This is a genomic window from Aeromonas sp. HMWF017, from assembly GCF_003061465.1.
Classification (GTDB): domain Bacteria; phylum Pseudomonadota; class Gammaproteobacteria; order Enterobacterales; family Aeromonadaceae; genus Aeromonas; species Aeromonas veronii.
Genome location: NZ_QAJD01000120.1, coordinates 2,208 through 8,843 on the forward strand (window position 1 = coordinate 2,208; position 6,636 = coordinate 8,843).

General features: G+C 59.5%; 6 protein-coding genes. 4 read left to right on the top strand and 2 right to left on the bottom strand.

The window, feature by feature from the left end; all coding sequences use genetic code 11:
• From DBR30_RS22115 to DBR30_RS11555, 3 genes are all read left to right on the top strand, one after another.
• Positions 1 to 1,012 (top strand): beta-N-acetylhexosaminidase (locus DBR30_RS22115; protein ID WP_258224406.1); only part of this gene is annotated, 1,012 nt, incomplete at its 5' end.
• Between the two features lie 212 nt (positions 1,013 to 1,224).
• Entirely contained in the window at positions 1,225 to 2,778 is a 1,554-nt protein-coding gene (locus DBR30_RS11550; RefSeq protein WP_108540972.1) for a methyl-accepting chemotaxis protein, read from the top strand.
• A gap of 66 nt (positions 2,779 to 2,844) precedes the next feature.
• Positions 2,845 to 3,201, top strand: coding sequence for an MGMT family protein (locus tag DBR30_RS11555; RefSeq protein WP_019446729.1), 357 nt, complete (start codon positions 2,845 to 2,847; stop codon positions 3,199 to 3,201).
• 16 nt (positions 3,202 to 3,217) lie between these two features.
• On the opposite strand, the gene DBR30_RS21250 is transcribed toward DBR30_RS11555, so the two are convergent.
• Together DBR30_RS21250 and topA are read right to left on the bottom strand one after the other, a co-directional pair.
• On the bottom strand, positions 3,218 to 3,382 hold the full coding sequence (locus tag DBR30_RS21250) for a hypothetical protein (RefSeq protein ID WP_005334891.1): 165 nt from the start codon (positions 3,380 to 3,382) through the stop codon (positions 3,218 to 3,220).
• Between the two features lie 108 nt (positions 3,383 to 3,490).
• Entirely contained in the window at positions 3,491 to 6,112 is a 2,622-nt protein-coding gene (gene topA / locus DBR30_RS11560) for a type I DNA topoisomerase (RefSeq protein ID WP_108540973.1), read from the bottom strand.
• 355 nt (positions 6,113 to 6,467) lie between these two features.
• Here topA and DBR30_RS11565 point away from each other — a divergent pair.
• Positions 6,468 to 6,636 (top strand): N-succinylarginine dihydrolase (locus DBR30_RS11565; RefSeq protein ID WP_181363557.1); only part of this gene is annotated, 169 nt, incomplete at its 3' end.

Genomic DNA, 6,636 nt, shown 5'->3' on the forward strand with positions numbered 1-6,636 from the left:
TGACGAGGGGTGGCGACTCGAGATCAAGGCCTTCCCGGCATTGACCGACGTGGGTGCCTGGCGCGGCCATAATCTGGCGATCGACCCCCAGCTCAGCGGCGGCGCCGAGCCCTATGGCGGCTACTACACCCAGAGCGAGGTGAAGGAGCTGGTGAGCTATGCCGGTGAGCTCGGCATCACCGTCATTCCCGAGATCGACATCCCGGGCCACTGCCACGCCGCCATCAAGGCGCTGCCCGAGTTGCTGATCGAAACGGCGGATCACTCCCGCTACCGCTCGGTGCAGCACTTTGACGACAATGTTCTCAACCCCGCCCTCCCCGGCACCTACCATTTTCTGGAAGCGGTGCTGGACGAGGTATGCGAGCTCTTCCCCGGATCCCAGATCCATATGGGGGGAGATGAAGTCCCAAGCGGTGTCTGGACCGACAGCCCCGCCTGCCAGCAGCTGATGGTCGAGCAGGGTTACGCCGACTGCCGCGAGCTGCAGGGCCATCTGCTGCGCCACTGCCAGCGCTATCTGGCCGCCAGAGGCAAACAGATGATCGGCTGGGAGGAGATCCTGCATGGCGACAAGGTGAGCCGCAAAGCGGCCATCTGTGCCTGGACCAGCTTCCAGGCGGGGCTGGACGCTGCCGCGGCCGGTTATCCGGTGGTGATGGCGCCCGCCCAGTTCCTCTATCTCGATCTCGCCTGGAGCGCCGATATTCATGAACCCGGCCTCTACTGGGCGGGTACCCTCAATCTGGAGCAGATCTACTCGTGTGACCCTGCCCCAGCCGATTTCCATGCCAACGATAACATCCTCGGGGTGCTGAGCCCCTTGTGGTCAGAATTGATCACCAGCCGTGATCGTCTCGACTACATGTTGTTCCCGCGTATGCTGGCCACGGCCGAGGTGGCCTGGAGCGATCCCGCCCACAAGGGCTGGGAGCACTTCGCCGCCCGCCTGCCGGGTCAGCTGCAGATCCTCGATCAGTTGCAGGTGCACTACCGGATGCCACAGAGGTAATGTTGTCTCTACTTTGGCGGCCAATCGGCCGCCTTTTTTACGATTAACCAACAAAACATCAACTTACCCCTACCATTCATCCGCCATTATTGGCAAAATCCAGCCCCCAATGAAGCTGGTCTGCCTCCTGCTGGCGCGAGCCTGCGGCCACCTCCAGAGCTGCCACAATAACAACGACAACATTATCAACAAGAACATCGGAGCGTATTCCTATGGCCCGCAGAGATGTCCATACCCTGGATAGCGAAGTGGAGTTTCCTGCCGACGTACAACTGGTCTCCACCACTGACCTGCGCGGGGTGATCACCTACGCCAATCCGGCTTTTTGCACCATCGCCGGCTATAGCGCCGACGAGCTGGTCGGTCACAACCACAATCTGGTACGCCACCCCGACATGCCTAAGGCCGCCTTCGCCGATCTCTGGGCCCGCCTCAAGGAGGGCAAACCCTGGCGCGGCATCGTCAAAAATCGCTGCAAGGATGGTCGTTACTACTGGGTAGATGCCTACGTCACCCCCATCTACGAAGGCAACAGGATCAGCGGCTACCAGTCGGTACGCTGCAAGCCCGAGCCCCAATTCAAGAGCATCGCCGCTCAGACCTACCAAGCCCTGCTCAAGGCCGAGCGCGGCAACAGCAGCAACCTTCCCTCTCTTGCCAGAGTGCGCACCCCGGCCATTACCCTGCTGCTGCTCGGCATGATGGGCTGGACCTTCGCCAGCCAAGGGGCTATGACCGTCCTGCTGATGCTGCTGCCCCTGTTGCTTATTGGCGGAGCCTACTGGCGCGAGCTCTTTGCCCTGCCCCACTATCTGCAGCAACTGGGCCGCGAATATGACAGTCTGACCCGGCTGGTCTACTCCGGTGACAACCCCGGCGCCATTGCCGATTTTCATATCAAGATGCTGCAGGCCCGCATCCGAACCGTGTTGGGTCGGATCAACGATGCCACGGCACCTCTGCAAACCCTGGCCATCAATCTGAAGCAGGCCTCTCATCAAGCCTGTCTCGATATCAACGAGCAAGATGCCCAGACCCAGCAGATGGCTACAGCTATGACTCAAATGGCCAACACAGCTCACGAGATCGCCCGCAACATTCAAGACTCCAACGGTCAGGTCAACGAAGCTCGCAATCGTTGTGAACAAACCAACCAGCAGTTGAACCAGACCGAACAACAGATCGAACAGCTCGCCAAACAGGCAGAGCTGGCGTTCAACTCGGCGGTAGAGCTCGCCAGCGAATCCGAACGGATTGGCAGTGTCATGGGCGAGATCCAGGGCATCGCCGAGCAGACTAACCTGCTGGCCCTCAACGCCGCTATCGAAGCTGCTCGCGCCGGGGAGCAGGGCCGTGGTTTTGCTGTGGTCGCAGACGAGGTGCGTACTCTATCGACCCGCACCCACAAGGCAACCGAGCAGATCCAGGGCAGCATCAAGCAGATCCAGCACACGCTGGGACGTTGGAAGGGGATGATGCAGGAGAACCTGCAACAGACCCGCGCATGTGCCGAGATGACCCGCCAGGGAGCCAGCAGCCTCCATACTGTGCTGGCAGAGATAGAGCTGGTCACCGAACACTCCACCCAGATCGCCACCGCTGCTGAGCAGCAACAAGCGGTAGTAGAGGAGATCAGCCGCAGCATCCACCAGATCTCCGAGTACTCCCACGCCAACAGTCAGAAGATGCTGGATGTCGATCACTCCAGTCAGGCTCTGCTGGAACGGGCCAAGCAACTGAAGGGGCTTAGCCAGACCTTCGGCTGAATCATTGCCAGCCCCATGACAGAAGCGCCACAATGGCGCTTCTGTTGTTTTTGACGAATCGGGTCTATGAGCATTGAACCAAGTCCATCCCCATTGAACAAAACGGCCCGTATCGAAGCGATCATCGCCTTGATCCCGGCAGGCCGGGTGGTCAGCTATGGTCAGGTGGCCGATCTGGCCGGGCTGCCCGGACGGGCAAGACTGGTGGGCAAGGTGCTGCGGGAAACCGACAAGGTACTGCCGTGGCATCGGGTGCTGGGCGCTGCGGGCACTATCTCGTTACCGAAAGGATCGCCAGGCTTTGCCGAACAGACGGGACGCCTGCAGCAGGAGGGGGTCGTGGTGATCGGGGGGCGGGTCAGAATGAAGGAGTGGCAATGGCAGCCCGATCTGGCCGAGCTGCTTTTTTTACTGCCGTTTTGAGGGGATCACAGCCGGATCACTCCAGCGGCGCCAGGATCTCGTCGCTGCGCACCTGCACCGGTATGGTCTCATCCGCACGCTGCAGCAGCACCAGCAGGCTCTGCCGGTCCACCTCCAGCACATAGGCCGCCCCTTCACGGGTCATGCAGCTCATGCCCGGCCGGATCTCGTTAATCTCCATCTCAACCTCCTTGTCTACTTCGCGATTGACGACAGCTGCACTCCTTGCAGCTGTCTCAGTATACCGCTATCCATAAGCAAAGAGGCCCCTTGTCGGGGCCTCTTTTCATCAGGCTTTTTTAGCCTTTGGCAAACTCTCTTGCCAGGTACCGTTGTCGTAGTGAGCGGTCCAACCGGTCGCCTTGCCGTTGACCTCGCTCATCACGTACTGCTCCTTGGTCTTGCGACTGAAGCGCACAATAGCGGGGTTGCCGTCCGGATCGGTGAGCGGGGCACCGGCCAGATACTTGTGCTTGGCGGAGATGCGATCCTTGAAGCGCTTGAGCTCTTCCACCAGCGGCGCGCGGGTCTCGCGGGATTTGGGGAAGTTGCTGGCCGCCAGGAACAGACCGGCAGCACCGTCACGCAGTACAAAGTGGGCATCGGACTGGGTGCACTTGAGCTCCGGCAGCGGCACCGGATCCTCCTTCGGCGGCGCGATGTCGCCGTTTTTCAGGATCTTGCGGGTGTTCTTGCAGGTCTCGTTGGTGCAGCCCATGTACTTGCCGAAACGACCATTCTTGAGCTGCATCTCGCTGCCGCAACGGTCGCACTCGATGCTCGGCCCTTCGTAGCCCTTGAGCTTGAACTGGCCCTTCTCGATCTCGTAGCCATCGCAGTCCGGGTTGCGACCACAGACGTGCAGCTTGCGGCTGTCGTCGATGATGTAGGCATCCATCGCTGTACCACAGACACCGCAGCGGTGTTTGGCGCGCAGCGCTTCGGTTTCCGCCTCTTCGCCGTCAGTGGCGGAGACAAACTCGTCTGCAGAGACCAGGTTGATGGTCTTCTTGCAGCGCTCTTTCGGTGGCAAGGCATAGCCGGAGCAGCCGAGGAACACGCCGGTAGTCGCGGTACGAATCCCCATCTTGCGGCCGCAATCCGGGCAGTCGATGTCGGTCATCACCATCTGGTTGGCACGCATGCCGCCCTCTTCGGGCGCCTTGTCGGCCTTCTCCAGCTCCTGGGTAAACTCGGCGTAGAAGGCATCCAGCACCTTCTTCCACTCCAGGCTCCCTTCGGCGATGCCATCGAGCTTGTCTTCCATCTTGGCGGTGAACTCGTAATTCATCAGCTCAACGAAGTTCTCCACCAGACGATCGGTGACAATCTCGCCCATTTTCTCGGCGAAGAAACGGCGGCTCTCGACCCGCACATAACCGCGATCAACGATGGTGGAGATGATGGAGGCGTAGGTTGACGGACGGCCGATGCCGCGTTTTTCCAGCTCGCGCACCAGCGCAGCTTCGGTGAAACGGGCAGGCGGCTTGGTGAAGTGCTGGCGCGGATCCAGCTTGACCAGTTTCAGCACCTCGCCCACGGTCACCGCCGGCAGCTGGCTATCTTCGCCCTTGCGACCCATCGGCGGCAGTGCCTTGGTCCAACCGGCGAAGCGCAGGGTGCGGCCACGGGCCTTGAGCTCGAACTCACCCGCCTTGACGGTCAGGGTGGAGGAGTCGTACTGAGCCGGTGTCATCTGACAAGCAACGAACTGACGCCAGATGAGATCGTACAGACGCATGGCATCCGGCTCCATCCCTTCCAGCATCTCGGCAGTCACCTGTACGTTAGAGGGACGGATCGCCTCGTGCGCTTCCTGAGCATTGGCCTTGGCGCCATACAGATTCGGCTCGGCTGGCAGATAGGCCGCGCCATACTGCTCGCCGATATATTCACGCACCGCTTCAACCGCCTCTTTGCTGAGGTTGGTGGAGTCGGTACGCATATAGGTGATGTAACCCGCTTCATAGAGACGCTGGGCCATCATCATGGTCTTCTTGACCCCGAAGCTCAGACGGGTAGAGGCCGCCTGCTGCAGGGTGGAGGTGATAAACGGCGCGGACGGTTTGGAGCCGGTCGGCTTGTCTTCCCGGTTCACCACCTTGTAGTCGACCCCTTCCAGGGCTGCGACAGCGGCAAAGGTCTCGGCCTGGGTCACCGGCTTGAAGTCGGCCCCGTTGCGGCTGACTACTTCCATCCGCAGATCAGCCTTGTCACCGGTCAGCAGGTCAGCATTGAGATCCCAGAACTCAACCGGAACGAACGCCTTGATTTCGCGCTCTTTATCGACGATGAGACGCACCGCAACGGACTGTACCCGACCGGCAGAGAGGCCACGAGCCAGCTTTTTCCACAGCAGCGGGGAGACCATGTAACCCACCACGCGGTCGAGAAAACGACGGGCCTGCTGAGCATTGACGCGGTCAATATTGAGTTCGGACGGCTGGGCAAACGCCTCCTTGATGGCGCTCTTGGTGATCTCGTTGAACACCACACGCTTGTAGCGGCTGTCGTCGCCACCGATGATCTCGCGCAGGTGCCAGGCGATCGCTTCTCCTTCTCTATCCAAGTCGGTTGCGAGATAGATGGTGTCGGCTTTCTCGGCCAGACTTTGCAACTCGCTGACCACCTTCTCCTTGCCGGGCAAAATCTGGTAGTTAGCCTGCCAGCCAGCGGTCGGATTGATACCCATCCGGGCAAACAGGGCCTTGCGATCCTTGGCAGCCTTCTCGGATTCGCTCAACTTGATGCCGCGAATGACAGGTTTCTTGGGCTCGGTGCTGGCGCTGCCGCTGGTGGGCAGATCGCGAACATGACCAACGCTGGATTTCACCACGTAGTCCTTGCCCAGATATTTGTTGATCGTCTTGGCCTTGGCCGGAGACTCCACTATGACCAGTGATTTGCCCATGCTGTAACTATTATCCTCATTGCACCCGACGGGGTTGGTGTGCGGTTTTGTGGGGCTGTATAAGAGATTTGGCGCGAAAAAGCAATCTTGTGAGCAAATTTGCCTGACCAGCCCGAACCACACGGCCTCTTTTATTGCTTCTTTATTTATTAATGCGAAGGCAACTGGCCGGACGCAACCGCTTTTTCAATTTTCTGCCATACCGCCCCTCTTTTTATATCTGAAACGACATAAAAACGTCTGCTGGTTACCGGCTTGTTACAAAAACATAAAATCTCTTTATAATGGCCCAACCCCGACGCATTGTGCGCGGAAGGAACCGCTACCCATCATAAAAATCGAAAGGATGTACTCAATGAAGCACTTCGAGGTCAATTTCGACGGTCTGGTCGGCCCGACTCATAACTATGCCGGCCTCTCCTACGGCAACGTTGCCTCCCAGAGCAATGCCCAGGAGGCTTCCAATCCGAAAGAGGCCGCCAAGCAGGGGCTGCGCAAGATGAAGGCGCTGACCGAGCTTGGCA

Coding starts and splice junctions, on each gene's coding strand:
- DBR30_RS11550 (WP_108540972.1), top strand. CDS start 1,225: ATGGCCCGCAGAGATGTCCATACCCTGGATAGCGAAGTGGAGTTTCCT.
- DBR30_RS11555 (WP_019446729.1), top strand. CDS start 2,845: ATGAGCATTGAACCAAGTCCATCCCCATTGAACAAAACGGCCCGTATC.
- DBR30_RS21250 (WP_005334891.1), bottom strand. CDS start 3,382: ATGGAGATTAACGAGATCCGGCCGGGCATGAGCTGCATGACCCGTGAA.
- topA (WP_108540973.1), bottom strand. CDS start 6,112: ATGGGCAAATCACTGGTCATAGTGGAGTCTCCGGCCAAGGCCAAGACG.